We start from the raw sequence: 24,284 nt of genomic DNA, 5'->3' as shown, positions 1-24,284 counted from the left end.
TCACTATCTTATCTTGTTCCTACTATTATGAGAAGAGCTATACAAACCTCAGTTATGGATTAGCCGATAAAGAAAGGCATAGAAATAGAAGGCTTTTTGGACTGCATGGAGTAGGAAATCAGAACAGAAAAAACATGAATTAGGAAATTTGTTGGCGATCTATGTCTTGTATGCTCAATCTCAAATTTGTTTTTCAAGGAATCAAAAACAGTCTCAATAATCGACCTTTTCCTTAATAAAATCTTCTCTTTAAGTGAAATTAGTGCGTTTTTCATACCTTTTTTTACTTTAGTGACTAACTTTAGGCCTCTATCGAAGAGTTTCTCAAAAAGCTCTTTCTTTATATAGCCCTTATCTCCAAACAAAAGTCCGGTCAGTCTTTTAGTGAGAGTTGGTAAAGGTTTTCTGTCATCAACGTTACCTTTGGTTAGGGTAAGTGCTTGAATTTCACCAATTTCGTTAATCACTAAGTGCAACTTGAAGCCAAAAAACCAACCATACGTACTCTTACTAATTTCTGCTAGATGATTAAAAACTTTATTCCTAGAGATCCTTTTTTTGTGGCAAACGGCAATCGTAGAGGTGTCGATGTAGGAAGTGCCGGTCATTTTCGCTTGTTCACAGAACCATTGCAAAAGTAATGCTAAATACCACAAAACTCGCGGCTTTAAGGCAATAAATCTGTGATATGAAGGCAGCTTTGAAAACTCTGATCTATAGAATAACTGAAGATAACAAAGATAAAAAGCCTTGAAGTTTTTACATGGTGATTTATGGTATAACAGGATTATGGTTAGAATTTCTGAGTGCGCTATTTCTGGTACTCTGGTTGGTTTTTTGCCGTTTGATAAGAACCTATTTGCAAAATTATCATCTACCGCACGACAAAAATCCTCGACGCAACAGTACAGTTCTGTAATATCTTTCTTCATGGGTAACCTCTTATTATTACTAAAATACTCGAGTTTACCCTGTTTCCCTCTTCTTAGTTATACTTTTATCTATTTTCTAATCCATAACTGAGGTTACAAGGATATGAAAGTGGAGATTGTGGTTACAAGATTAGTGAGAGAATATAGAAAAATTTAGGATGAAATATTGCGTGATATAGTTCATTTAGTGATAAAGGCTCTTACAGGTATAGTAGCGCTTCATAAGTAAGAATATTTTTACAAAGAATTTAATAATCACAATTTAGGCAATGATGAAAGTTCTTTAAGAAAAAAGTTTAATACTATCAAGAAAAGTTTGCATAGGCATAGCAATATAATACATAATAATCAAAATATTCCAAATTCTGTCAATTTATTTGCACAGTCAATCACTTGAGAATTCGGAAATTGATTTTTAAACCAAGTGTACTGGCGTTTTGCATAATGCCTTGTGTTTGTTTGAGCAATCTGTATTGCTTCGTCTAAAGTAATCTCCCCTTTTAAGTATCTTATAATTTCTGGTACTCCATGTGCTTTCATAGCTGGCAAATGTGGAGATGGGTTCATGCTAAGTAGGTTTTTTACTTCATCAATTGCTCCATTTTCAACCATTTCAATAAAACGAGAATTTATTTTTCGGTATATATCTTCACGTTTAGGTAGAATTGTATATACCTTAAAATTATTGAACAAAGGAGGCTGTCTATTTTCTTGCCATACAAAGATTGTCTTGCCAGTTTCAGTGATAACTTCAAGTGCTCTTGAGAGGCGATGTGAGTCATTAATAAATATTTTACCTTGAATCCTTGGATCTTTGCTTAGCACTAATTTGTAGAATTCCTCTTTACTTAAATTTTTCCTAAGTTCATTTACGTTTTCTCTCACTTCCTGGCTTATTTGTGGAATCGATGATAATCCCTTGATTAAGCTGCTAATGTAAAGCCCACTTCCTCCAGTGATGATCGGTATTCGTGAATTTTTCAGCGCGTTGTTAACTTCCCTCTTTAAATCCTCTAGCCATAAACCTACGGAATAATTTTCTCTTGCTGAAACATAACCGTATAGCCTATAAAATTCTTTCTGCTTTGGTGGTTGAGCAGTAATTACGGGAATCTCTTTGTATACCTGCTTTGAGTCACAGTTTATTATGCTAATGTTTTTATGCTTTTTTATCAAGTTATCGCATAATTCTGATTTACCTGAGGCTGTAATTCCTGTAATAATTACTATATTATCTTTCATTTATATTAATTTAACTAACCTATGATAGGGTGTAGTAAAAATTTGGATTCTACAATCTAAAATTTGGAGACTTTTATGGCAGAAAATGATAACGATAACTCGTTTACTAAGCGTTTTACAAATAGGACTTCTAATGAGACAAGAGGAGGTTTTTCCAGTAAGTATTCATCTCAAAATACCAAAGAACATGCACTAGGAGCAAAAGGAAAAATTTCTGAATTGGCAAACAAAAAAGCTGAAGCCAAGGAAGCTTTTTCTGAAAGTGGCGGCATAAAGAGTAAAAGCAGAACTATCAATGAAAGATCCTTTGCTGATGCAACAAGAAGAAGTAGATCAGATCTCATATATCTAGTTCGTGGTAAAGATCGAGGAAGATCAGCTTGGCACTATGTATTAGTTGATAAAGATAAAAGAGAAATGTTTCTGGCAAAAAGTAGAACTGGCTCTATAGATGTTGCAGATTATGGAGAGATTTTATATTCAGGATGGGGAGATGATCCACCACAGATGATAGTCGATAAAATCAATGAGGAGTTCGGATTGTAGTAAATCTGTTGTAAAAACGAGCAGTTGCTAATAAAATTTCTGTAAGTATACAACAGTAGCCATTTCGGTATCTTAATTGCTACCATATAGCGAGATAACTGTAAACCCAGAGCTATTGTAGACATAAGTTTTAGCTATATGGTATTTGAAGTAATAAATGCAATAAAAAATAATTTGTTAGCATGCTTTCCAACAGAGACAGTATATGCTCTTGCTTGTAATGCGCTAGGTAAAGAATCTATAGAAAAAATATACCGGATAAAGAAGCGTTCTCAAAACAAGCCACTCTCTATATTTGTTAGTGATGTTGATAGTTTGACAAATATAGCAAAGGTAAAAGAAGAATATATCAATTTAATAAACTACTTTTCTCCTGGACCAATGACCTATATTTTACCACTTCAAGATAACAGTATATTACCAAATGAGTTCTTTAAAGATAGTATAGGCATAAGAATTCCTGATCATCCTATTGCGATTTCAATATTAAATGAACTGAAAACTCCAGTAGTTGCAACTAGTATTAACATTTCAGGAGAAAAAAGTATATGCAAAGCAAGAGATATACCTCAGTCTATTAAGCAACACTTATCTGCAGTAATTGAAGATGATGAATTAGTTTCTGGTATAGAATCTACTATTATTGACTTAACTGGAGACAAGATTAAGGTTTTAAGAAAAGGTAAAATTTCATTACAAACAATAAATAACGAATTTTCAAACTAAGATCTATAGGAGAAAGAATGAAAAAGGTGATAGGCCACAACCAAGCAAAAAAAAAGATAATGAACAACTTGTCTGTTCAATCTTGGCTGATCTGTGGTAAAAAAGGCATAGGAAAAGCAACACTTGCACAATCCTTTTCTAATTGGTTTCTTATCAAAAATTACGATGAAGTAGCATTAGACTTACACATTGTTGAAGGTGATACAATAGGAGTGGAAAAGGTGAGAGAAATGAAAAATTTTCTGTACCTAAGCCCCATTCAATCAGAATATAAGATAGCTATAATAGATAGCTTGGAGGCAATGACTAGCAATGCTAAAAATGCAATATTAAAGATATTAGAGGAGCCGCCACAAAATTCTAAAATACTTATAATTAGCCATAAACTATATGATATACAAACCACCATCCGGTGTAGGTGCTTTCAGCTGAATTTACTTCCGTTAACTTACGATGAAACAAAGCAGGTTGTTTCATCTCAGTGTAAATTCGACGATAAAATATTTAGTGAGATCATTACTTTGTTTCCTGGAACTCCGGGAGTAATAATAAATGCAATAAACAGTGGTGCTTATGAGTCACATAAGCATTTTTATACATTTTTCCGTAATCTAAATAATTCTGATATAGTTAATAAAATAATTAATAGTGAAATTGAGCTAGAACTAGCATCACATATCATTCAAACCTCCATTTTAGAAAGTATAAAGAAAGAAGTAAATAATGTTGAAATTTTGCTAAGTCAATGGAAAGAAATAGATGAACTTTTCGTTGCTGCAAAGCAATTTCGCTTAGATAAAAAGCATGTTTTAGCTAATGTAGTTAACATCATGACACAAAAATATAATACTTTTAACATAAATTCATGATAAAATCCTGATAATTTAATACTTAAAGTATATAGTTTGACTGATAATAAATTAACTTTATGGCAATCAATAGAAGTTTTAACAAAAACCATATTGAACATGCAGAAAGAATTGAGTTTACTCAAGAATACAGCTTTAGACCAAGACGTCACTTTAGAAAAAGGGAAGGAGCTGTCAAGTGGTATCTATGAAGCAAATTTTAAGCTCAATAAGGCAATCAATATAGCTACTTTGCCAAAAATTGGCCATCGCATGCTCAGTGGCGAGTTAGTCATACTTAATCATATTACGAAAGAAGAAGTAAAGATTCCTAGAGATTTTCATTATCTTAAAGTTATTAAACTCAATCATGATGACTATAAACTAACGTTTTGTAATTTTTTAGGTAATGAGTTTTTTGAATATAAAAAGTATGATCCACAATATTCTGATCTTTCAGATGAATATAAATTCGTGGATTTTGGTAGTGTAAAAAAGACTAATAATCTAAAATTCAAGGAGTATGTTGGTCATGCACCTAAATTTTTTGCTGTAGAAGGTCTTATTGAGCCTGGATCTGAAAACCATGTAATTGATCTATTTGAGCTAGTCAGAGAAGGTAAAGGCAGAAAAGTGGGAACCCTTGCTGATGAATTTGGTTATTTTGATGATCAAAATAAATTACACTACTATAATTATCACAAAAGTGCAGAAAGTAATACTTATGATCCTGAAAGCTTCAGTGTAAAAATGATAAATTTAGATGTGAAGAAAATTGATAAATTTCATCTTATTGCAGAACAAGGTGATATAATCATTCATACTATTTTGGAAAATTTAGACATATTTTAAAGTTTTTTTAGAGTTATTATAATTAGGTTATGGAAGTTGAATCAGTAAAAAACAAAAGTTATTTCAGGAAAGCAGTAGAATGGTATTGCCACAGATACCTGTTCTGCGTTGTAGAAAGATCTTGGATGGCGTTAATAACGTTACTTCTCTTAGTATGTTTATTTTTATCATTACTAAACATATACCTATTACTTCCTGTTAAAAAAGATTTAAATTTTGTGAAGTACACGAACCACACAGAAGATGAGTTTTCTACAATACATAAACTTAGTTTTAGTAAAAAAGAAGATGAATACACTTCCATAGCAAGGTACTTGGTAAGTCAATACGTCGAAGCATACGAGTCCTCTCAGATCGTTGAATCAAAGTATCAAGAAAATTTTATAAAAAACAATTCTATATATAAAATCTATCAAGACTTTCAGGAAAAAGTAAACAATGAAGCTGTTTCATCCACAAAAAAAATTACCAACATAAACGTAACAACACTATCTATTGACCGATCGATCAAGGACTTAGTTAAATTTGCTGGAAATGCCACTGTACTTTTTGCAGCTGAGCAAAATAAGAAAATGAAAGACTATGCTGTGGAGGTTAGCTTTACTTTATCAAACATGAAAGCAACTCTAACTGGTATAATACCATTTAAATTTATTGTTAACGGCTATAAATACAGCTGATTACATTTAAAAAATTACTTGGTAGCTAAAAAAATAACTAAAGTGCATACAGCAGTAACAACTGGAGGTAAAATTAGAAGCATTGGTGTCTTTTTAATAAAATAATTTCTAGAAGGTTTTAAGAAAAAGGCATTGTAAATTATCGGTAAGAAGTATAGAGCGTTGAGTATAGTACTGACAATTAACACCAGAGCTACAAATACAGAAAGTGTTACATTACTAGAGTTAAAAACAGCTTGAAAAATGAAAAATTTGCTCCAAAAAGTCGGAGCAGGTGGTACCCCTATCATGGACAATGCACCTATAGTAAATGCTATCATACTAATTGGCATACTACGTCCTATACCGTGAATTCTATCTATGTATTTCTCACCTGTTTTCGTTATTATTGCTCCAGCAGTGAAAAATAAAGTGATTTTTGCAAATGCGTGGCAAACTAATTGAAAAATTGCAATCCTCATGCTAAATTCACTAAAAATTGAAGCGAACAATATAATATATGACAACTGAGAGATAGTAGAATAAGCAAGCAATTTCTTTAATTCCTTTTGCTTTAATGCAATTAACGATGCAGTAATAATAGTAAATCCAGCAGCGTACGGAAGCCATCCTCCAGCAAACCAACTTTGCTGTGCAAAACGTTGCATATTATCGATGCCAAAAGTGTATAATATAACTTTGATGATGATGAACACTCCTGATTTCACAACAGCAACAGCATGTAGTAGTGCGCTTACAGGAGTTGGTGCAACCATTGCTTTTGGCAACCAAAAATGCATTGGCATTAATGCAGCTTTTCCTATTCCATAAATCAGCATAGCAAAACACACTGCAATAAAAGTTATGAACGAAGTATCAAACTTGAATATTCCACCTCTTACAAAGTCTAAAGTATGGAATTCATTATATAAGAGACCTATTGCAGGAAAAAATAACACTAAAGAAGAGAAAAATAGTAAACCAAAGTAATAGCGTCCTGCAATTACTGATTCATTTGTTGAGTTGTGAGTAATCAGAGGGTATGTACTAATAGTTAGAAGCTCGTAAAAGACAAATGTAGTGAGCAAATCTCCAGAAAAAGCAATAAACATTGCACAGCTAATCGCTATTGAAAAAAAGCATAGAAAACTCGAGTAGTTACTATCAGCATAGTTATTTCGCATATAACATATTGCATATATACTGGTTAGTACCCACAAAAATGATATTAATAAACTGAATATTGCTCCACTAGACTCTAACTTTAAACTAATATGCAAATTATTACCAAAGTCCATGAGAATAAATTGAGAATGATCACCATACACCAAATATAAAGTGCATAGAGATGTATACGCAAATAGAAGCATAGAAGAAACAACAGTAATGCTATTGTTCACTCTGGGCCATTTACTAGTAAAAGAAATAGCTAATGCACTTAAAAGTGGGATCAACGCAGTAATTAACAAATAATTCTCAGTAATAAAAAGTGGCAAGGAAAGAGATATTAAAACAAAATCCATTAAGTAATTCATCTTTCTGTTTAGGTAAAGCTAAAATTATATTCAAGTTATAGAGAATTTGCTATTTTTTAGTTGTATATCGGAAATGTTAAATAAACCATACGCATCAAGTTAAGAAAAAGTGGCGTAAGGAAGAAAGGAAATAAGAAAAAACTATTTTATATATTAAGTAATAAGGTTAGTAATTTATAGATCTTTCTAAAAAATCATCTTATCCTAGATAAGAATTTCCTAAAAAAATAAATGTAACAAATAAAATGCCAATCTTAAATATTGCTATGTTTCACGATAGCTTCTTAATTTGGCACGTATGGTTTGTTAAACACTTCCAGAATTACTCAAAACCGCTACAGACTATATCTTTCTGTATAATCTTTAAATGCACCTCTATTGGAGTCAAAATGTAGCTTCACACTGCCAATTGGCCCGTTTCTTTGTTTTGCAATGATCAGCTCTGCAATATTTCTAATTTTCTCCATTTTCTCTTGCCACTCTCGATGTTTATTACTTCCTTCATTTGGTTGCTTTCTTAATTCATAATATTCTTCTCTATAGAGGAACATTACTATATCTGCATCCTGCTCTATGCTTCCTGAATCACGTAAATCAGAAAGTTGTGGTTTTTTATCATCCCTTTGCTCAACAGAACGAGAGAGCTGTGATAGTGCAACAATGGGAATATTTAGTTCCTTTGCAATTGCTTTTAAACCCTGCGTCACTTCTGAGATTTCTTGCACTCTATTTTCACTACTCCTTTTTGTTGTTCCTCGAATTAATTGCAGATAATCTATAAATACCACCTCTACATTGTATAGTTGATATAGCAGTCGTATTCTGGTACGAAGGGCACTAATTGATAGAGCAGGAGTATCGTCTATTATGAAAGGTAATTCTGATAGATCTGTACTAGCATTAATGAATTCATGTAATTCAAAATCACTAATTCTCCCAGTCAGTGCCTTATAATAACCAATGCCTGAATCTATAGTAATCAATCTTGCGGTTAATTGCTCTGCTGACATTTCAAGTGAGAAAAAAGCTACGTAATGTTGTTTATCTGTTCTTTTTTGCAAAATCTTACAAGCGTTAAGTGCGATGTTCAGTGCCAATGCTGTCTTTCCCATTGAGGGCCTTGCAGCTATAATTAACAGATCAGATTTCTGCAAACCACCAAGAAGCTGGTTTAGATCTTGAAGTCCGGTTGTAATACCTAGAGCCTCTGGGTTATTCTTCAGCTTGCTAATCTTCTCAACCACATCTTTAATTGAACTTGCAAGCTTTATGTATGTTTTCTCACCTTGCTTTTTTACTGCTAAATTGAACAATTTTGTCATTGCTTGCTCAATTTGTACCTGTGCAGGATTTTCGATGTCATAGTTATAACTATCGTCAATTGTCTCTTGTCCGAGCTTGATTAAGCATCTTCTTAAATAAGTATCACGGATTATTCTGGTCAAGCTATAGATGTCAAGCGCAATGCTTGCCTTTGCTGCAAGTTTTGCTAGGTACTCAACTCCACCACATTCGGCAAATGCTTTATCATTTTCAAAAAACATCTTAAGGCTTAGTTCATTGGCAACTATGCCGTGTTTTCTGGTTTTAGATATCTGGGTAAAAATGCTTTGATGTAGTGGATCGTAGAAATTGTCTGCTGCAATTATATCTTCAACTGCATCACAAATTCTATTATCACGAATCATTGCACCAATGAGCATTTGCTCTGCTTCTAAATTATGTGGCAATTTACATATTTCTTCTCTTGAATTAATAAGGTTAACTAATTCATTCATTTTAAGTTTTTAGAGTAATGATTGATTATTGTAGAATATTCAATCTCGACTTAAAAGAGAAAAAATTTGACTAATCCTGTGTTGCTTATAGCATTAAAATAGGCCCCTGTGGTGGAATGGTAGACACGGCAGACTCAAAATCTGTTGCTTGCAAGAGCATGCTGGTTCAAGTCCGGCCAGGGGCACTCAAACATTGGAAAGTGCTTTATGTTACACAAGTTTTTTAATCGTTCATTTGCCATTCTTTCTTCTATAAATGCTATTCAAAGGATAAAGAAAGATGAAAATGGAATATGTTACGTAACGGGACTTAGACGCTATTTGTCAGTGCTGCTTGATTTAATCATCATCGTTTTATTTTTACAGTTTTGCGGTCAGGCCTTAAATCAACTCTTTATGAGCTCGGAGAGCAGTAAAATATTAGGCCAAATTGCTGCAAAATATCAAATGCAGGTGCCACTATCTGCAGAGGAAACAGCAATGCAGAGTAAACTAATAAAGTTACTAGTTCTAAATCAGATAGTTCAATTTATTATGCTTTTTAGTTATGTAGCATATATGTGGATAAGATTTGGCGCTACACCTGGAAAATTCTTACTTGGACTTAGAGTTGTGAATGCACAAACTTTTGAAAAATTGACTCTGAAACAAGCAACAAAGAGGTTTTTTTCCTTCATATTGTCAACTGCACCATTATTCTTGGGTTTCATATGGGCAAGTTTCGATAAACGCTGCCAAACTTGGCACGATAAGATTGCAAATACAGCAGTTGTCACAAACAAAAGTCTTAAGTGTGATAAAATGAACTAAATTCGTTTAAAATAAGAAAATTTTAATAGTTTTATTGATAAATTTGATCAAATGCTTAATTAATGATATACTAAAATAGTAGGTAAAAAATATGCCAAGTATTACTCATGATCAAAGTATGGATTCTATTAGCGATAGTATTGTACATATTGATGATAATGAAATAAAAGAATGCGTAATTGAGGCACTAGAACCATTTAAGAACGAATTAGAAGCTCAAAGTTTTGACCTTAATGGGCTAGGAACTTCTGACCTAGTTAAAGCATGGAAGAAGATAGAAGATTTTAAAGGTGCTGAGTTAAAGGATGCTTCTGACCTTGCTGATCTGATAAAAGGGCAAATTGCAGAATTTGATGAAGAAAAATTATGGAAAATGTGTACCTTTAGCAAAATTTCCTATGGTGATGTGGATAGAAAATTAGAGAAAGGTAAATACAAAACTAAAAGGAAGTTTGAAGAAGAAGGTTATCAGATTATAAGATTTTACGATAATGAACTTATTGAAGATAAATATTGCTCAGATGTTGATTATAAATTAGAGCAACACGATGTTGGCTATGCTTTAACTGGTAAAAATTCATATAATCGAGATGCTGGTTATATTTTTATTAAAGATAACGAAGTAGATATAGCTTACCATGGTACTCGTGATTTAAATGATGTAAAGGAAGATCTGCGTGCTTCTTTAACTAAGTTGCCATTTTTGTCTGGAGATAATTATGTTCACTCTGGTTTTTACTCTCTATTCAAACGTTCTTGGCCCAGCGTACATAAAATATTACAAGGGCATGCTAATGATAAAGGATTAGCAATCAAAGATTTAAAAATCAATGTTACAGGCCATAGCATGGGAGGTGCTCTTGCTAGTATAACTGCTTTATGTCTTAATAAAACAGAAGGTGCTGAAGATGTTCATGTTGCAACTTTTGGCTCTCCAAGAGTGTTCTACAATGGTGCTGCTGAAGTTTACAATGAGTGTCTTGGACATAATACTATTAGAGTAGCTTGTCAATCAGATCCGGTACCATGTTTGCCACATGGTAATGCTGGTATGCACTATAAACATGTAGGTAAACCATTAAAATTAGAAACAGGTAAAACTCTGGAGTATTTAGAACTACACTATCATAAAATCGATACCTATTATAACCTTATTGAGAAAATAGAGCAGGAAAAATTTAAATCGGATAGCGAAGCATCTAAGTATCGTCATATTGCTTATATTTGTGGCCTATTTTACCATGCAGTTTTGTCATATGTTGATGTGGATGATAAGGAATTCTTTGAAGAAGTCAGAGAAGAAAATGAAGGCATTAAGCTTTCTGAGATACCAATTCAACGTGCTCCAAATTTAGAAGAGGAATTTAGACAAGGAAAACAAAAAGTAGCTCAGCTTACTAATGAAAAAATTCAACTAGAGGGAAGGTTAAATAGTATACAACAAAGTTTGGTTGGAAAAACTAAAGAGTTAGATGATGAAAAAGGAAAATTAACACAAGAACAACAGAAGACTAATCAACTCAATGATCAAGTAGATAAACTTACTGCAGAATTTAAAGGGACAAAAGATCAGCTTGCAGAAAACAAAGCAGAGTTGGATGAGCAAATTAGCAAAGTAACTAGGCTTAACGGTACTGTAGAAAAACTTGAAGAAACAAATGCTGGATTAGAAAGAAAGAATAGTAATCTGACTAATCAACTGAAGAAGCTTGAGAAAGCAAAAACTAAGCTAGAAGAAAAGGTAGAATGTGCAGAAAAAGAGCTAAAGGATGCTAGAGCTCAATTCAGAGAGAGTGAGGGAGGGCTAAGGGAAGTAAAAGCTCAACTTGAACAGGAAAATAGTAATTTGTCTAGTCAAGCAAGGGAGCTTGAAAGGAAATGTGAGCAAACAGAAGTTCAACTTGTAGCATCAAAGCAAAAATTAGCTGAAGAAACTAGTAAAGTCATGCAACTTAGCAAAGAATCTAATGAAGCAAGAGCTCAGCTTGAAAAGAAGAAAAAAGAGATTGGAAGGCTAAAAGATCAAGTAGATCAAATGACTATACAAAACAATCAATTGGAAGGGCGGCTGGATGATGCAAAGCAAGGTCTAATTGATAAAACTGATGAAGTAACCCGATTAACACAGGTTGCTGATACGCTAAATGGTCGGGTAGCTCAATTGACTACACAAAATGATCAGTTGGAAGGGCAGCTGAATGATGCAAGACAATCGTTCGCTGATCAAATAATGCAACGCGAAAATGAAAATAACGACTTAAAGACAAAGCTGCAAGAAATTGAAAACAAAAGTGAAGTACTAGAGAAGAGTCTACAGAAGCAATTTGAAAGCAAGAATGAAGAGCTAAGTGAAAAATTCTTGAAAGCAAGAACTTACAGTAAAAGGCAAGGTAATTATGCTTCTGTTTCTTTTGTATTATCTGGAGCACTTGCTGTGGGAGTGTTAAATAAACTGTGTCAAACCGAAAAAAAAGTAATAAATTGATATAAAAAAATGGAGGTTTGACAATGAGTCAGAAAGTAGTAAACAGAACTACCGGTTTGGTAGATTATAAAGAATTAGAAACAAATATCCTGTCGTCTATACGAGAAGGAAGACCGTTGACAGGAAGAGATGGAGCATTAACACCGTTTATAAAAAAGTTGCTGGAGGTAAGCCTGGAAGGTGAAATAGAAAACCACTTGTCGGCCGAAAGCGAAGAGAATAATCGAAGAAATGGGAGGAATGCAAAGACTTTACGTACAAGCGCAGGGTCATTTGAGCTTTTGACGCCAAGAGATAGGGAAGGAAGTTTCGAACCACAAATAGTCAAAAAAAGGCAAACAAACTTACATCCAGAGCTTGAAACGAAGATTTTGAGCACATTTGCCAGTGGTATGGGCTATAGAGATATAGTGTCACATGTTGAGGAAATTTATGATCACAAAATATCGGCGGCAGAGATATCAAGTATTACTGACAAATTGCTACCAGTAATCAACGAATGGCGTAGTCGCCCGCTGCAGTCTGTATATCCGATAGTTTTCATGGATGGCATGTTTTTTAAAGTCAAAGAGGACGGGCATTGCGTAAGTAAATGCATGTATAACATATTAGGCATAGATCAAAATGGCAAAAAAGAAGTATTAGGTTTTTATTTGGCTGAAAGTGAAGGAGCTAACTTCTGGTTGGGAGTGCTAAATGACCTCAAAGAAAGAGGAGTAGAAGATATCCTTATTGCCTGCGTTGATGGGCTGAAAAGCTTTCCTGCAGCTATAAACAGTGTCTTTCCTAATGCGGAAGTGCAGATGTGTATAGTGCATCAGATACGCAACTCACTGAAGTATGTGGCCAGTAAAGATGCGAAGAGTTTTTTGAGCGATTTAAAGAAGGTATATCAAGCTTCAAGCAAGGAAATTGCCGAGAATTATCTGTTGGAATTGGATGAAAAATGGGGCACAAAGTACCCTATGGTTATAAAATCTTGGCAGAATAATTGGGAAAACTTGTCTGGTTATTTTAAGTATTCTGGTCCAGTTAGGAGGATAATCTACACCACCAATCCCATAGAGGGGCTACATAGGCAAATTAGGAAATTCACTAAGACCAAAGGCTCATTACCAGCATAAATGCCTTGTATAAGCAGGTATATTGTGCTATAAAGAAGGTAGAGGAAAAGTCGACGATGCCTGTACATGATTGGGCATTAACTATCTCTCAACTTGATGTTTTCTTTCCTGGCAGATTGAAAATTGAGTTGAACTAAAAATGCGGTTTGACACAGTTTATTTAACACTCCCCTTGCTGTTGGTACAAGTCTAACAATGGTTCATTTAGCAATGTGTGTTTCGCTTGCTGTAGCTGCATTAACTTTTCTTGCAGTAGGATGTTACTGTTCTTATAACGCAAATACCGCACTTAATAACGTTGAAATCGAAAATGGTAGTTATAGAATAGCTGCTTGAGTATTAATTTAAATATTCTTTATTGCTAGTTTTATATCATCACTTTAATTTGGTTGTATTTTACTAAAAAAACTTTAGATTTATTTTATAATCGATACTCAAATATGATTTGGAATTTATTGCAGACAGGGCAAAAGGAAGGCTATAAAATTGCGTATACCAATGCTCGTATTATTGACCCGGAAACTAAACTTGATATAAAAGGTTCATTATTGACTGAAGGGGGTAAAATTGTTGATTTTGGCGAATCATTATTTTCAACAAGTGGAGTTGATGAAATAATAGACTGTAAAGGGCTTGTTCTAATGCCAGGCCTTATTGACATTCACGTACATTTTCGTGAACCAGGTCAAGAGCATAAAGAAACTATACATACAGGCAGCAAATCTGCAGCTGCAGGGGGCGCTACAACTGTAGTTTGTCAGCCAAACACTGTTCCAGCGATTGATAGTGTTGTCTTGGCTCAGTATTTGAAATATAGAGCATTTGAAACTTCGCATGTGAATGTGGAATTTTACGCTAAAATCACCACTTCGGAAGAAAAATTAACTGAAATGGCACTCTTAAAGGAAGCAGGTGCAGTTGGTTTCACCGATGATGGTATGCCAGTTATGAATCCAATGATTATGAGACAGGCACTGCTTTATTCAAGTATGCTTGGTGTTCCTATTGCTCAACACGCAGAGGATTTAAATCTATCTGCTGGTGGCGCAATCAATGCAGGTAAAATTTCTGAAGAATTGGGAATAAAGGGAATCTTGAGTGCGTCAGAGTCGGTTATGGTAAATCGTGATATACTGCTAATGAAGGACATAGAAAATGTACACTACCATATTTTACATGTCTCTTCAAAAGATTCACTTGATGCTATTAAACGTGCAAAAGATTTGGGATTAAATGTTACATGTGAAGTAACTCCTCATCACTTTACTTTAACTGAAGATATAGTAAAACAACACGGAGCAATCGCAAAAATGAACCCGCCGCTTCGCACTGAAGAGGATCGTTTAGCTATGATTGAAGGTTTAAAGACAGGTGTGATTGATTGCATTGCAACCGATCATGCTCCGCATGATCTTAGTTCTAAAGATTTGCCACTTGAAAATGCTGCATTTGGTATTGTTGGCCTTGAAACAATGCTGCCCATTTCACTTGAACTATATCACAGTGGACAAATGGGTCTACTTGATGTGCTTGCAAAATTGACATATAAGCCTGCAGATATCATACATGTGCCACGTGGCCGCATACAGAAAAACCTTGCAGCGGACTTAATTTTAGTTGATTTGGATCATGAATGGAAAATTAAAGTTGACAACTTTGCTAGTAAATCAAAAAATTCCCCTTTCGATGGACGCAAAGTGAAAGGGCGCGTAATACGTACCGTTGTGTCTGGCAAAACTGTATATTTACAGAAGGATTAGTTATCATACAGTTGCGTTCTCAATTTCAATCAATTGTAAATATTCAATATAAGTGGTAAAATATAGCCACTGAATAAAAAATATATGCTAATTAGTACGACATCGGAGCTGGAGAATGCATGTGAAGAATTGATGGCAAAAGATCCAAAATTTATAGCAGTGGACACAGAGTTTATTAGAAACAATTTAACCTACTATCCTAGATTATCACTAATTCAAATTTCTTACGGAGAGAAGAGTTTTATTGTAGATGTGTTAGTACCGGGAATTGACTTATCGCTTATTAAGAAAATAATGCTGAATCGAGAAATAACCAAAGTTTTTCATAGTTGTCGGCAAGACATAGAATCCTTACTCACCGTGCTTAAATGTGTTCCTACTCCCATTTTTGATACCCAAGTTGCTGCTATGTTTTGTCATTATTATCACGACTTTATTGGTTATTCAAAAGTAGTAGAGCAATATCAGGGGGTAGCGCTGGATAAAATTAAAGCTAAAAATTCAGATTGGTTAAAACGGCCATTATCTGAGGATCAATTAGATTATGCAGTAAATGACGTGATACACCTATATGACCTACACCAAATATTGTGCAATAAACTTGAAGAAAATAATAGGATGGGCTGGTTTCAAGAAGAGATGGAATCAATAGTTGATGTCAATAAGTATTTGCATAATCCAAAAGATGCATGGAAGAGGATTAAATTTAATTATGAAGCAAATCCAAGGTTGATGTTAACTGTTAAAGCAGTTAGTGAGTGGCAAGAGACCTTAGCACAGCGTTACAATATAAATCGTAATAAGGTAGTCAATAATGCCGTAATAACTGGTTTAATTGAAAAAAACGTGGAACATATTGATGACATTTTAGATGACCTTAAGAGAAACACAAAAAATATAAAAGAGGAAGATTTATTAGAATTTATAGATATTTTCAATGAGAATGAGAAGGAATTTGTGCAGCAAAATTATACTCTGTCGGATAATTATGATAAATCTGTCTTTGATATACTCTCGATTATTTTAGAGAGCAAATGTAAGGAAAATAACATATCGAGAAAGTTAGTTTCGTCAAAAGATGAGTTAGCTGGATCAATATCTGGGAAGATAGATAAATTGTTCAAGGGATGGAGATATGATTTTTTCGGCAGATCAGTAGAATCGTTTTTGAATGCAGGCTCAAGGTTTGAAATTTTAATGGTAAAATCTGCTGATAGTACAGCTAAAATTCGGAGTAATCTTGTGGAGAATAACCGTATCACGTGTTGAGGTCTAACGAGTTTATTATATCTTTCACTTGAGAAAGAACATTTGCGCTGGTATCGATGATAAAGTCGCTCATTTGCTTTTTTTCTTCAATAGGGAGCTGAATACTAGACATTAGATCCAGCTTTTTTTTATCCATATTACGCTCACTAATCCTTTGAGCTTGCACAACGCTATCTGCATGGATAAAAACAATAAAATCGCAATACAAATGGAATCTCGTTTCCAGCAGGAGTGGAATGTCTAGAACTAGAAGTTTTCTGTTGTTTTCTTTCTCATGAGCAATAAAAAATTCTAATTCATTTTGCACAGCGGAATGTACTAAAGACTGGAATTGCTTCCAATTTTCATCATGTGCTAAAAAATATTTAGACAATACTGTTCTATCAATTTTTCCATTTACTACTACCCCAGGAAATTTTTCTTCTGCATAACTTATTATGTTTTTGTCCACTTTATAAAGCTGGTGTACGACAGAGTCAGCATCAAACAAAGCGGCACCAAATTCTTTAAAGCAATTGGCTACAAAGCTCTTTCCGACTGCAATTCCACCTGTTAGACCTATTATCATATATCAAAGACTTCTTAAAAAGAATATGTGTCGTAGCTGTTATGTCTACTTAAAACTGAATTTGTGTGCATTAAAAGAAAAGCTATTATTTTTTTAGCAATCAAGTAAAATAGAGTGAAAGATTAAGAGGAAATTTTGAAAAATAAGATAAAAAAGATAGCAATTTCAGGGAAGGAAGTATGGCCAATCATCGAGGGCGGCAAAGGCATTGCAGTCAGTGATGGAAGGTCAAGTGGAGCATTCGCTGCAGCAGATGCTGTTGGTACGTTTTCTGGTGCAAATGCTAAACTTATCGATGACAATGGCGAGCTGGTACCACTAATTTATAAAGGTAAAACAAGAAATGAAAAGCACGAAGAGTTAATTAAGTATAGTATTGAGGCTGGAGTTAGTCAAGCAAAAATAGCGAATGAAATATCAAAGGGTCGTGGAAGAATACATATGAACGTGCTTTGGGAAATGGGAGCAGCAGAACAAGTCCTTCATGGCATATTAGAAAAAGCAAAAGGCTTAGTTCATGGCATCACTTGCGGTGCTGGTATGCCTTACAGGCTTGGAGAAATTGCAGCTAAATATCAAGTTTATTACTACCCTATTATCTCATCGGCGCGCGCTTTTAAAGCGTTGTGGAAACGTGCTTACCAAAAAATATCTTCTTTTTTACTTGGTGGAGTAGTATATGAGGATCCGTGGCTTGCTGGTGGTCACAATGGCTTGAGTAATAGTGAAGATCCGGAATTACTACAGGCTCCATTTGAAAGAGTTGCAGAGCTTAGGTCTTTCATGAACGAAATTGGTCTTGCTGAAACGCCAATTGTTATGGCAGGGGGAGTGTGGCATTTAAAGGATTGGGAACATTGGTTTGAAAATTCACAAATCGGACCAATAGCTTTTCAATTTGGTACTCGTCCGCTTTTGACGAAAGAAAGCCCGATTTCTACAGAGTGGAAAAAGAAATTACTCACTTTAGAAGAAGGTGACGTATTTTTAAACAAATTTAGTCCGACAGGATTTTACTCATCTGCAGTAAGAAATAGCTTCATATATGAGCTACAGGAACGAAATTCACGTCAAATGAAATTTTCAGAAAATGTGAGTGGAGAGTTTAATAATGAATTTGCAATGGGTAGCAGAGGTAGAAAGATTTACCTCACTGCAAAAGACAAAGAGCTAGCAAATGCATGGATTAAAGCAGGGTATACAGAGGTAATGAAAACTCCAGATACAACTGTTATTTTTGTGACACCAGGCAAATTTGCGGAAATAAGACAAGATCAAATTAATTGCATGGGATGTTTAAGCCATTGTCTGTTTAGCAATTGGAAAGATCATGGTGACCATTCAACAGGGCGAAAGCCAGACCCACGGAGTTTCTGTATACAAAAGACACTGCAAAACATTGTACATGACGGCAATGTTGAAAATGAACTCATGTTTTCTGGACACAATGTGTACAGATTTAAGCAAGACCCATTTTATGAGAATGGCTACGTACCGACAGTAAAAGAATTGGTGGAAAGGATATTAACTGGGTATTAGGGTATGGTTGAATTGACAAGAAAACGTTACTCTGTTATAATAATTCTTTATTAATTTAATCTTAATTCTGGGGGAATTTTTATGCGTGATAGTGTTTTAAAAAGGTATGCACTTGCCTATATAAAAGAAAATGGCAGTGACAATGGTGTTCAAGAATTTTTATGTTTTTGTGCTATGCAAAATATTGAGAACTGGAGTGATAAAATTTTTGAAGATACGTATAAGGGATTTAAGCGCAGTAATCCAACTAATGATCAGCACAGTACAGAATATGATAGAAGCAATAGGCAACAAACTACAGGCCCTCAAGTCACGCACGTACATATAAACGATAATAGAGGTTTAGATTTTTGGGATTATTTACTACTTAGCAACCTGTTTGGTGGTCGTACTACAGTTATAAATAACCCTGGTTTTGATACTGTTAGCTACCAAAGCAGAGAAGATAAGAAAAAAGACTCAGAAGACAGCAGGAAATTATTAGCTTTAGGGATAGTAGCTGTAGTTGCGTGTGTTGCTTTCCATGCTTTAATGTGTGTTTGGTACAACAGCAGCGAAAAAACGGCTAGAAAGTCAGAAAAAATAGATTATCTAGATAGTCAACTTAAAATGTTCAAAAATATAGAATTTGCAGTTGGTGCAATTTCTTTAGCAGCTTTGATAGGTTGCGCTATTAACCCAGTCTTACCAGTTTGGGGTTTAGTCATTCTTGGCATTAATTCTCTTGTGTGTCTTGCTGGTGGTGTGGCTTTTCATATGAAACATAAGAAAGAGTCAGAAAATATTAAGAAGGCTGAAGAAGCGGTAATTAACTATCATAAATCAGAACCTGGATATGATTTGGGAGATTCTTCTAATCTTGAACCACCACCTCCTTACTCTCCTCAAGATCCTAATACTGCTCCAAGTGCTCCTTCTTATGATGGCACACCTGGGTATGCATTTGGTGATCCTAATGCGACACAACAGTTTGGAGGTTGTGCTGCTAAACCATAAGTTACTAATCGAGGATACCGCTGCAACGCGCAGCGGTATAATGGATTTTCAGATTGCTTGTCTGGTAGGATATGTATTGATTTTTATTACTAGTGCAGATACGATAAAGCTTTAAACTAGTACAAAATGGAGCAATTTGAGAGCTTTTACATCACTACGCCAATATATTACGTAAACGACAAGCCACATATCGGCCACGCATATACTTCCCTTATCTGTGATGTTGCAGCTAGATTTATGAAATTAGCTGGAAAGAACGTCAAATTTACTACTGGTACAGATGAACATGGACAAAAAATTGAAAAAGCAGCTAAAACAAAGGGAATAGAGCCAAAAGAATTTACAGATGAAATAAGTGTTACGTTCAGAAAATTAGCTGAGCTAATGAACTTTGATTATGATGATTTTATTCGCACCACAGAAGAACGTCATGAAAAAGCAGTTATAGCTCTGTGGAATAGGCTTGAAGAGAGAGGGCAAATATATCTGGATTCTTACTCAGGTTGGTATTCAGTTCGTGATGAAGCGTTTTATCAGGAATCAGAGTTGATATATGGCAGAGCGCCAACAGGTGCTGAAGTTCAGTGGATAAAAGAAGAGAGCTACTTTTTTCGTTTATCAAGTTGGCAAAATAAATTACTAGAGTTATACGAAAATCAGCCGAATTTCATCTTTCCTGAGAGCAGAAAAAACGAGGTGGTATCGTTTGTAAAATCAGGACTTACTGACCTTTCGATTTCTCGTACTAGTTTTAATTGGGGAATAAAAGTACCAGAGAATGACAAGCACGTAATTTATGTTTGGATAGATGCGCTCACTAACTATCTCACATCAATAGGCTTTCCTAATATAGAAGATGAGGAATATAAGAAGTTTTGGACAAACTCCTTCAACGTTCATGTGATCGGTAAAGACATATTGCGTTTTCACGCTGTATACTGGCCAGCTATTCTTCTTGCAGCAGATTTACCACTGCCAAAGCAAATTGCAGTTCATGGTTGGTGGCTAAACGAGGGGGAAAAAATATCCAAATCCCTTGGTAACGTTATAGATCCAATTAATCTTGCAGAAGAGTTTGGTGTTGATCAACTACGCTATTTTCTCCTTCGGGAAGCAAGTTTCGGTCAAGATGGTAATTTCAGTAAGAAGAACATGATCAGCCGCATAAACTCAGAGCTGGCAAACAATATAGGCAATTTAGTGCAAAGAACAATTTCATTTCTGCACAAGCAATGCTTTGGAGTTGTACCAGTGGTCGACCGCAATTTGCTTAAAGATGATGAGAGTTTACCAAATTGCAAAGCCATAATTGATCAAGTAATGGATCATCTATCAAAGTATGAATTTAACCAGATTATACTCCTGATTATCAATATCTCTTCCAAGGCCAATGCTTACATAGATAAAAGTGCACCCTGGACACTCAGTAAAACCGATAGAGAGCGCATGGATTTAGTAATCTACAAGTTACTTGAATACATTAGAATGATTGGCATTTTGCTGCAGCCAATTGTTCCAAAGTCAGCAAAAATGATACTCGATCAGTTGCAAATTCCAAAAGAACAACGTGATTTAAAATCTCTGTGCAACGCATGTGTAAGCTTAGGCATTACACTGCCTAAACCTACGCCGATTTTTTTGAGGTTTGATATTTAAAGAACCCTTAGTAAACCAGGCTGAATTGGTCGTTGTGTAGTTAATTTGCTTAGTTCAACAGAATCTAACAAAGGTACCTTGCTGTTTTGATGTGTTTATACCGTTGTCTACTTTGGAAGAAATGACTTTATTTTTGTTTTGATCAAGCTGCTTTATGATCTCGGCTACAGGAGGATTTGATGAATCTTCTACCTCACCTGGTTTTGTTGAAGAAGAAGCTGAATATGGATAATTATCCCTATTCTTCATTTTCTCTTGTTTTATATTATCACACTAAAAACCTCAGTTATGGATTAGAAAATAGATAAAAGTATAACTAAGAAGAGGGAAACAGGGTAAACTCGAGTATTTTAGTAATAATAAGAGGTTACCCATGAAGAAAGATATTACAGAACTGTACTGTTGCGTCGAGGATTTTTGTCGTGCGGTAGATGATAATTTTGCAAATAGGTTCTTATCAAACGGCAAAAAACCAACCAGAGTACCAGAAATAGCGCACTCAGAAATTCTAACCATAATCCTGTTATACCATAAATCACCATGTAAAAACTTCAAGGCTTTTTATCTTTGTTATCTTCAGTTATTCTATAGATCAGAGTTTTCAAAGCTGCCTTCATATCACAGATTTATTGCCTTAAAGCCGCGAGTTTTGTGGTATTTAGCATTACTTTTGCAATGGTTCTGTGAACAAGCGAAAATGACCGGCACTTCCTACATCGACACCTCTACGATTGCCGTTTGCCACAAAAAAAGGATCTCTAGGAATAAAGTTTTTAATCATCTAGCAGAAATTAGTAAGAGTACGTATGGTTGGTTTTTTGGCTTCAAGTTGCACTTAGTGATTAACGAAATTGGTGAAATTCAAGCACTTACCCTAACCAAAGGTAACGTTGATGACAGAAAACCTTTACCAACTCTCACTAAAAGACTGACCGGACTTTTGTTTGGAGATAAGGGCTATATAAAGAAAGAGCTTTTTGAGAAACTCTTCGATAGAGGCCTAAAGTTAGTCACTAAAGTAAAAAAAGGTATGAAAAACGCACTAATTTCACTTAAAGAGAAGATTTTATTAAGGAAAAGGTCGATTATTGAGACTGTTTTTGATTCCTTGAAAAACAAATTTGAGATTGAGCATACAAGACATAGATCGCCAACAAATTTCCTAATTCATGTTTTTTCTGTTCTGATTTCCTACTCCATGCAGTCCAAAAAGCCTTCTATTTCTATGCCTTTCTTTATCGGCTAATCCATAACTGAGGTTGAAAAGACATAGAATCTTGGGATGTATCCCACTCTTCATCATCAGATACATTACTACTATTGCTCAATAAATTATTACTAGGGCTATTTAGTAATGGATTTTCACTGGACATTATATTCTTTAATACTATTGATAAGTTTAGCGGTTGTACGGGTTTCTTTAGCTCTTTATTGGACGTGTTATTTGGTTCTATAAGTGATTCTTCCAAACTACAAAGAGAATCATCTTGTTTGTCTAAGGAATCTAGCTCTTCATCTTGAAAACCACTTTTATTTCTTTGCTTTAGAACTTTGCTTTTCAAACCCTCATTCATATAATTTCCTTGTTGAATACTCTCACTATTGTTTTGCTCTTTGTCAGTTTTTTGATTTTCAACTTTCCTTATTTGATGTACTTCTTTGTTTCGCGATTGTACGTCGCTCTCTTGCTTTTCAGCAACACTTTCCTCCTCTTGTTTTTGAGGTATTTTTAAACCATCCTTTGGAACTGGCTTCAAAATAACACCTTCTCTTATCTGCGCAAACAGAGCAGAACGATCATGCTCAGATTCATTAGCATTTTTTGGTGCACAATTCTTAGGTTTCTCCGTATACTTGGAAGCTGTAGGAGGAGATGGTAGTGGTGCAGCATTTTGTGGCAATGGAGGAGGTGGTGGTGGCGGTGCACTGGATGTTCCAAGCGTTACTGAAAGTGATGATGTATGAGTATTGCTGTGTTCAAGTCCTTTTGCTTTCTGTAAATCTTGTGATTGTTTTCTACCAGGATCAACTCCTTTCTCGCTGTTTATTGCAGAAAGGTGTGAATTGATAAGATATGCAGCTAAGCTCAACATAACCGATGCAGAAACAAAAGCAATAACTGCAGAAGACACTGGCACTGCAGCACTACTTAATACCTCTAAAATGATGAAACACGTGTATACTCCAGCTACAGTACTGGATGTACATAATAATAAAATAGCAATTGAATATTTTAAGCCAGTTGCCTTTTTTTGTTCTGCTACAGATGACTTTTGATTTTCACTATCAGAGTGTACACCATTATGTTGTTCAGTCATAGGTTTTTTCGGCATAACCTGTTTAGTATTGCTTCTATCATTTTTAGTTTTGTCACTCGCATTATCTTCTTCTTTATGATTGAGCGCTATTTCTGGATTCTTAACATGAATACTATTCTTGCTTCCTTCATCTGCAGTTTCGCTATTTACATTATGTTCTTCTTGTTTTTTCTTAAATAGTGGATTTTCTGCAAAATTAAGAGATGATTGTTGAACAGGACTCTTAGATTGATCTCTTCTTGGCTTATTGCCACTGCTGCTTTTTTCTGCAGTAACACTAGGAGATTTTCCATCTTTATCGTTATTTTTCGCTGGCTTCCGATTTTTTTCCCAATTTGCAGGTGGTGGAGGTGGGGGTGGTGGCGGAGCTGATGATGGTGTGTTACTATTAGATAAATCATTAGTAAGCATTTTTCTTCCTTATTATTAATATTATATTAATGATAATTAAATTATTAGTACTTGTCAATAATTTATGAGTAAGTTAATACTAAGATAATATATAATAAAAAGAAAAGAGAGAGGAGCAGTCTTCTAAGAAGAAATAGAAGCTGTTTTAAACCTCAAGTCATCACTTTGTTACTACAGCACATTATCGATGTTTTGGTATTCAGAATCATAAAAATAGCTTAGTGTTAGCT

At 34.6% G+C, this 24,284-nt stretch carries 20 protein-coding genes, 1 tRNA gene and 2 pseudogenes; 16 read left to right on the top strand and 7 right to left on the bottom strand.

The window, feature by feature from the left end:
- Positions 1-59 precede the first annotated feature (59 nt).
- Positions 60-932 (bottom strand): IS982-like element ISWpi16 family transposase, encoded by an 873-nt coding sequence (locus WP_RS00685; RefSeq protein WP_007301954.1) that lies wholly within the window; start codon positions 930-932, stop codon positions 60-62.
- A 348-nt stretch (positions 933-1,280) separates the two neighbouring features.
- On the bottom strand, positions 1,281-2,174 hold the full coding sequence (gene miaA / locus WP_RS00680) for a tRNA (adenosine(37)-N6)-dimethylallyltransferase MiaA (protein ID WP_007302715.1): 894 nt from the start codon (positions 2,172-2,174) through the stop codon (positions 1,281-1,283).
- A 75-nt stretch (positions 2,175-2,249) separates the two neighbouring features.
- Here miaA and WP_RS00675 point away from each other — a divergent pair, with 75 nt between their 5' ends.
- The 5 genes from WP_RS00675 (at position 2,250) to WP_RS00655 (ending at position 5,826) form a co-directional block, all read left to right on the top strand.
- On the top strand, positions 2,250-2,720 hold the full coding sequence (locus WP_RS00675) for a hypothetical protein (protein WP_007302716.1): 471 nt from the start codon (positions 2,250-2,252) through the stop codon (positions 2,718-2,720).
- Between the two features lie 138 nt (positions 2,721-2,858).
- The gene (locus tag WP_RS00670) at positions 2,859-3,446 is read left to right on the top strand and encodes an L-threonylcarbamoyladenylate synthase (RefSeq protein ID WP_007302717.1); all 588 of its coding nucleotides are present in this window, start codon (positions 2,859-2,861) and stop codon (positions 3,444-3,446) included.
- Positions 3,447-3,463: 17 nt separating this feature from the next.
- Positions 3,464-4,315, top strand: a complete 852-nt coding sequence (locus tag WP_RS00665) for a DNA polymerase III subunit delta' (protein ID WP_007302718.1) — start codon at positions 3,464-3,466, stop codon at positions 4,313-4,315.
- Between the two features lie 36 nt (positions 4,316-4,351).
- Positions 4,352-5,146, top strand: coding sequence for a hypothetical protein (locus WP_RS00660; RefSeq protein WP_019078583.1), 795 nt, complete (start codon positions 4,352-4,354; stop codon positions 5,144-5,146).
- 29 nt (positions 5,147-5,175) lie between these two features.
- Positions 5,176-5,826: a VirB8/TrbF family protein gene (locus WP_RS00655; protein WP_007302720.1), complete on the top strand. Its 651-nt coding sequence runs from the start codon at positions 5,176-5,178 to the stop codon at positions 5,824-5,826.
- A gap of 14 nt (positions 5,827-5,840) precedes the next feature.
- On the opposite strand, the gene WP_RS00650 is transcribed toward WP_RS00655, so the two are convergent.
- Both WP_RS00650 and WP_RS00645 read right to left on the bottom strand, forming a co-directional pair.
- Positions 5,841-7,328, bottom strand: coding sequence for a proton-conducting transporter transmembrane domain-containing protein (locus WP_RS00650; RefSeq protein ID WP_007302721.1), 1,488 nt, complete (start codon positions 7,326-7,328; stop codon positions 5,841-5,843).
- Positions 7,329-7,675: 347 nt separating this feature from the next.
- Positions 7,676-9,118, bottom strand: a complete 1,443-nt coding sequence (locus WP_RS00645; protein WP_007302722.1) for a replicative DNA helicase — start codon at positions 9,116-9,118, stop codon at positions 7,676-7,678.
- 102 nt (positions 9,119-9,220) lie between these two features.
- Between WP_RS00645 and WP_RS00640 the strand changes: the two genes are divergently transcribed.
- The 7 genes and pseudogenes from WP_RS00640 (at position 9,221) to WP_RS00610 (ending at position 16,566) form a co-directional block, all read left to right on the top strand.
- Positions 9,221-9,303, top strand: a tRNA-Leu gene (locus WP_RS00640).
- Between the two features lie 22 nt (positions 9,304-9,325).
- Positions 9,326-9,928 carry an RDD family protein gene (locus WP_RS00635; RefSeq protein ID WP_007302723.1) on the top strand — a complete coding sequence of 201 codons (603 nt, stop codon included), beginning with the start codon at positions 9,326-9,328 and terminating at the stop codon, positions 9,926-9,928.
- 91 nt (positions 9,929-10,019) lie between these two features.
- Entirely contained in the window at positions 10,020-12,413 is a 2,394-nt protein-coding gene (locus WP_RS06910; protein ID WP_007302724.1) for a lipase family protein, read from the top strand.
- A 23-nt stretch (positions 12,414-12,436) separates the two neighbouring features.
- Positions 12,437-13,674: pseudogene (locus WP_RS00625) on the top strand (IS256-like element ISWpi15 family transposase).
- A gap of 37 nt (positions 13,675-13,711) precedes the next feature.
- Positions 13,712-13,873, top strand: a pseudogene (locus tag WP_RS07500) (TomO hydrophobic C-terminal domain-containing protein); the annotation flags it as partial.
- Between the two features lie 104 nt (positions 13,874-13,977).
- The gene (locus WP_RS00615; protein WP_007302727.1) at positions 13,978-15,297 is read left to right on the top strand and encodes a dihydroorotase; all 1,320 of its coding nucleotides are present in this window, start codon (positions 13,978-13,980) and stop codon (positions 15,295-15,297) included.
- Between the two features lie 84 nt (positions 15,298-15,381).
- Positions 15,382-16,566, top strand: a complete 1,185-nt coding sequence (locus tag WP_RS00610; RefSeq protein WP_012481740.1) for a ribonuclease D — start codon at positions 15,382-15,384, stop codon at positions 16,564-16,566.
- On the opposite strand, the gene coaE is transcribed toward WP_RS00610, so the two are convergent.
- Positions 16,556-17,134, bottom strand: a complete 579-nt coding sequence (coaE, locus tag WP_RS00605; protein ID WP_007302729.1) for a dephospho-CoA kinase — start codon at positions 17,132-17,134, stop codon at positions 16,556-16,558. The genes WP_RS00610 and coaE overlap by 11 nt on opposite strands.
- Before the next feature lie 135 nt (positions 17,135-17,269).
- Here coaE and WP_RS00600 point away from each other — a divergent pair, with 135 nt between their 5' ends.
- From WP_RS00600 to metG, 3 genes are all read left to right on the top strand, one after another.
- Positions 17,270-18,673 (top strand): NAD(P)H-dependent flavin oxidoreductase, encoded by a 1,404-nt coding sequence (locus WP_RS00600; RefSeq protein ID WP_007302730.1) that lies wholly within the window; start codon positions 17,270-17,272, stop codon positions 18,671-18,673.
- Positions 18,674-18,754: 81 nt separating this feature from the next.
- Positions 18,755-19,669 (top strand): DUF1129 domain-containing protein, encoded by a 915-nt coding sequence (locus WP_RS00595; RefSeq protein ID WP_007302731.1) that lies wholly within the window; start codon positions 18,755-18,757, stop codon positions 19,667-19,669.
- 126 nt (positions 19,670-19,795) lie between these two features.
- Entirely contained in the window at positions 19,796-21,325 is a 1,530-nt protein-coding gene (metG, locus tag WP_RS00590; RefSeq protein ID WP_012481739.1) for a methionine--tRNA ligase, read from the top strand.
- Positions 21,326-21,379: 54 nt separating this feature from the next.
- Here the strand turns inward: metG and WP_RS00585 are convergent, their stop codons facing one another.
- On the bottom strand, positions 21,380-21,574 hold the full coding sequence (locus WP_RS00585; RefSeq protein ID WP_007302733.1) for a hypothetical protein: 195 nt from the start codon (positions 21,572-21,574) through the stop codon (positions 21,380-21,382).
- A 124-nt stretch (positions 21,575-21,698) separates the two neighbouring features.
- On the opposite strand from WP_RS00585, the gene WP_RS00580 reads away from it, so the two are divergent.
- On the top strand, positions 21,699-22,571 hold the full coding sequence (locus WP_RS00580) for an IS982-like element ISWpi16 family transposase (protein WP_007301954.1): 873 nt from the start codon (positions 21,699-21,701) through the stop codon (positions 22,569-22,571).
- Here the strand turns inward: WP_RS00580 and WP_RS07615 are convergent.
- Positions 22,561-24,054 (bottom strand): WH2 domain-containing protein, encoded by a 1,494-nt coding sequence (locus WP_RS07615; RefSeq protein ID WP_007302734.1) that lies wholly within the window; start codon positions 24,052-24,054, stop codon positions 22,561-22,563. The genes WP_RS00580 and WP_RS07615 overlap by 11 nt on opposite strands.
- Between the last annotated feature and the right edge of the window lie 230 nt (positions 24,055-24,284).

Source organism: Wolbachia endosymbiont of Culex quinquefasciatus Pel (assembly GCF_000073005.1).
In the GTDB taxonomy this organism is placed as follows: Bacteria; Pseudomonadota; Alphaproteobacteria; order Rickettsiales; family Anaplasmataceae; genus Wolbachia.
The sequence above is the reverse complement of the archived record's forward strand: the minus strand, read 5'-3'. Positions and strand labels throughout refer to the sequence as shown.

Bases quoted from the DNA above. Each gene is read 5' to 3' on its own strand.
- WP_RS00650 (WP_007302721.1), bottom strand. From the start codon at position 7,328: ATGGATTTTGTTTTAATATCTCTTTCCTTGCCACTTTTTATTACTGAG.
- WP_RS00580 (WP_007301954.1), top strand. From the start codon at position 21,699: ATGAAGAAAGATATTACAGAACTGTACTGTTGCGTCGAGGATTTTTGT.
- WP_RS06910 (WP_007302724.1), top strand. From the start codon at position 10,020: ATGCCAAGTATTACTCATGATCAAAGTATGGATTCTATTAGCGATAGT.
- WP_RS00655 (WP_007302720.1), top strand. From the start codon at position 5,176: ATGGAAGTTGAATCAGTAAAAAACAAAAGTTATTTCAGGAAAGCAGTA.
- WP_RS00595 (WP_007302731.1), top strand. From the start codon at position 18,755: ATGCGTGATAGTGTTTTAAAAAGGTATGCACTTGCCTATATAAAAGAA.
- WP_RS00615 (WP_007302727.1), top strand. From the start codon at position 13,978: ATGATTTGGAATTTATTGCAGACAGGGCAAAAGGAAGGCTATAAAATT.
- WP_RS00585 (WP_007302733.1), bottom strand. From the start codon at position 21,574: ATGAAGAATAGGGATAATTATCCATATTCAGCTTCTTCTTCAACAAAA.
- coaE (WP_007302729.1), bottom strand. From the start codon at position 17,134: ATGATAATAGGTCTAACAGGTGGAATTGCAGTCGGAAAGAGCTTTGTA.
- WP_RS00665 (WP_007302718.1), top strand. From the start codon at position 3,464: ATGAAAAAGGTGATAGGCCACAACCAAGCAAAAAAAAAGATAATGAAC.
- WP_RS00645 (WP_007302722.1), bottom strand. From the start codon at position 9,118: ATGAATGAATTAGTTAACCTTATTAATTCAAGAGAAGAAATATGTAAA.
- metG (WP_012481739.1), top strand. From the start codon at position 19,796: ATGGAGCAATTTGAGAGCTTTTACATCACTACGCCAATATATTACGTA.
- WP_RS00675 (WP_007302716.1), top strand. From the start codon at position 2,250: ATGGCAGAAAATGATAACGATAACTCGTTTACTAAGCGTTTTACAAAT.
- WP_RS00635 (WP_007302723.1), top strand. From the start codon at position 9,326: ATGTTACACAAGTTTTTTAATCGTTCATTTGCCATTCTTTCTTCTATA.
- miaA (WP_007302715.1), bottom strand. From the start codon at position 2,174: ATGAAAGATAATATAGTAATTATTACAGGAATTACAGCCTCAGGTAAA.
- WP_RS00670 (WP_007302717.1), top strand. From the start codon at position 2,859: ATGGTATTTGAAGTAATAAATGCAATAAAAAATAATTTGTTAGCATGC.
- WP_RS00685 (WP_007301954.1), bottom strand. From the start codon at position 932: ATGAAGAAAGATATTACAGAACTGTACTGTTGCGTCGAGGATTTTTGT.
- WP_RS00610 (WP_012481740.1), top strand. From the start codon at position 15,382: ATGCTAATTAGTACGACATCGGAGCTGGAGAATGCATGTGAAGAATTG.
- WP_RS07615 (WP_007302734.1), bottom strand. From the start codon at position 24,054: ATGCTTACTAATGATTTATCTAATAGTAACACACCATCATCAGCTCCG.